Origin of the sequence: Rhodococcus sp. R1101 (assembly GCF_000278445.1) — a bacterium.
GTDB lineage: Bacteria > Actinomycetota > Actinomycetes > Mycobacteriales > Mycobacteriaceae > Rhodococcus > Rhodococcus gordoniae.
Window position 1 is genome coordinate 1 of the sequence record NZ_AJVB01000569.1, and the last position, 2,252, is coordinate 2,252.

Annotated in this window: 3 protein-coding genes; 2 read left to right on the forward strand and 1 reads right to left on the reverse strand. The window is 73.2% G+C overall.

Translation table 11 applies throughout. The annotated features are described in order from the left end of the window. Positions 1-714, forward strand: a 714-nt coding sequence (locus R1101_RS28075; protein WP_016935345.1) for a prephenate dehydrogenase dimerization domain-containing protein, incomplete at its 5' end; no start/stop codon positions are given. Then, entirely contained in the window at positions 711-1,706 is a 996-nt protein-coding gene (locus R1101_RS0121705; protein ID WP_016935346.1) for an AurF N-oxygenase family protein, read from the forward strand. The genes R1101_RS28075 and R1101_RS0121705, both read left to right, overlap by 4 nt. Before the next feature lie 27 nt (positions 1,707-1,733). Here R1101_RS0121705 and R1101_RS0121710 read toward each other — a convergent pair. Beyond that, the coding region (locus R1101_RS0121710; protein WP_016935347.1) for a glycosyltransferase at positions 1,734-2,252 on the reverse strand (519 nt) is incomplete at its 5' end.

A 2,252-nucleotide genomic window follows, 5' to 3' on the forward strand; every position in this document is an offset into this window, starting at 1 on the left:
GTGATCTTGGCCGTCCCCGACGTGATCGCCGGTGCCGCCCTGCCGGTGCTGGCGCGGCTGCTGCCCCCGCACACCCTGCTGGTGGAGACCCTGTCGGTGAAGACCCCGATCGCCGCGGCGCTGCACACCTACCGGCCGGGCGCACCCGCGCTGGGCATCAACCCGATGTTCGCCCCGGATCTCGGTCTGCCGGGCCGGCCGGTGCTGACGGTGCGCCACCACGACGCCCCGGCCGCGGACGAGTTCGTGACGGCGCTGCGCGCCCGGGGCGCCACCGTGGTGGAGACCACCGCGGACGAGCACGACCGCCTCACCGCCGCCGTGCAGGTGCTCACCCACGCCGCGATCCTCGCCTTCGGGATCGCCCTCGACCGGCTCGACGTGCCGGGCGTCGCCGCGCGGGTCGCCGCACCCCCGCACACCGTGCTGCGGGCGCTGCTCGCGCGCATCACCGGCGGCACCGCCGAGGTCTACCACGACATCCAGCGCACCAACCCGTATGCCGACACCGCCCGTCGCGCGCTCGCCGAGGCGGTCGCCGACCTCGACGCCGCCACCGACGCGCTGCCCGACTTCGCGGCGCTGCTCGACCGGGCCCGCGCCGCGCTGGGCGACGGGCACCCCGCCGCCGCGGAGTTGTGCGCGCAGCTGTTCGCGACGCTGCCGCGGGATCCGGGTGCGGTGTCCTCCCGCGAGGAAAGGAGCCGGACGTGACCGAGTCCGACACCCCGGGCGGGCAGCTGCGCGCGCCGGAACTCCCGCAGCACGATCCGTCCGATCCGGCCGAGAGCGCGGTGATCGCCGGACTGGTCCGGTCCTGGCCGCGCCGCGCCGCGGTGAAGAAACCCGAGGTGGACCTCGATGCGCTGTTCGACCCGCACCGCGCCGACTTCCCCGAGCAGATGCTGCCGTTCGCCGGGCATCGGCGCTATCTGGCGCTGGACGAGGCGCAGCGGGCGCGGCTGCGGGCGTGGGCGTGGATCGCCTACAACAAGAGCGTCGTCGACATCGAGCAGCACGTCGTCAACCCGGGCTTCGGGTTGATCACCGACGACGTGTTCGGCTTCGGCCCGTCGGACAGGGTGGTCACCGGGGTGCTGCAGGCGATGGTCGACGAGCAATACCACACCCTCATGCATCAGCAGGCCAACGCGCTGACCCGCCGCCGGCGCGGCTGGGCGTTACCGGAATCGGTGCTGCCGCTGTGCCCCACGGTGCGGGAGCACCGGACCGCGGTCGCCCGGGCGGAGGATCCGCGGGCGGCGGCGCTGGTGCAGCTGGCGTTCACCACCGTCGCCGAAACCTCGATCAGCGCCTATCTGGCGTTGCTCACCACCGACCCGCAGGTGCAGCCGGTGAACCGCGCGACGGTGGCCGTGCACCGCCGCGACGAACTGTGCCACGCCTCCCTCGCCGGGGGCCTGCTCACCGCGGTGCTCACCGAACTCGACGACGCCGATCGGGTGCGGTTGCTCGACGCGCTCGGCGCAGCGGTCGCGGCGTTCACCGGCGCCGACACCTCCACCTGGGCGGCGATCATCGCGCACGAGAACATCCCCGGCGGCGACGAACTCGTCGCCGACACCATCGCGGTGAGCGAGGGCCGGCCGGTGGTGCAGGACTGCACCGCCATCCGCCGGTTGTGCGCGGCCCTGGGGCTCGGGGAGGAACTCGACGCCCGCTGGCCGTGGCCGCGCAGCGCCTGACGCATCAGCCGCGCAGCGCAGAGAGCATCACCGGCCGAGCAGTGCCCGCAGCCGCGCGAGGCGGCTGCGCAATCCCCACACGGTGACCCGCACGAGGGCCTCCTGCACGATGTTGCCGTTCATCTTCGACTCACCGATCTCCCGTTCGGTGAACGTGATGGGCACCTCGGCGACGGTGAACCCGGCCTGCAGGGTGCGCCACGCCAGATCGACCTGGAAGCAGTAGCCGTGCGAGGCGATCGCATCGAGGTCGAGCTTCTCGAGCACCTCCCGGCGGTAGGCGCGGTAGCCGCCGGTGATGTCCTGGATCGACACCCCGAGCGCGAGCCGCGAGTAGATGTTGCCGCCGCGGGAGAGCACCTCGCGGTGCCACGGCCAGTTCACCACCGTGCCGCCGGGCACGTACCGGGAGCCGAGCACCAGATCGGCGCCGGCGTCGACCTGCTCGAGCAGCAGGTGCAGCTGTTCGGGGGCGTGGCTGCCGTCGGCGTCCATCTCCACGAGCACCGTGTAGTCGTGCTCGAGCCCCCACCGGAAACCGGCGAT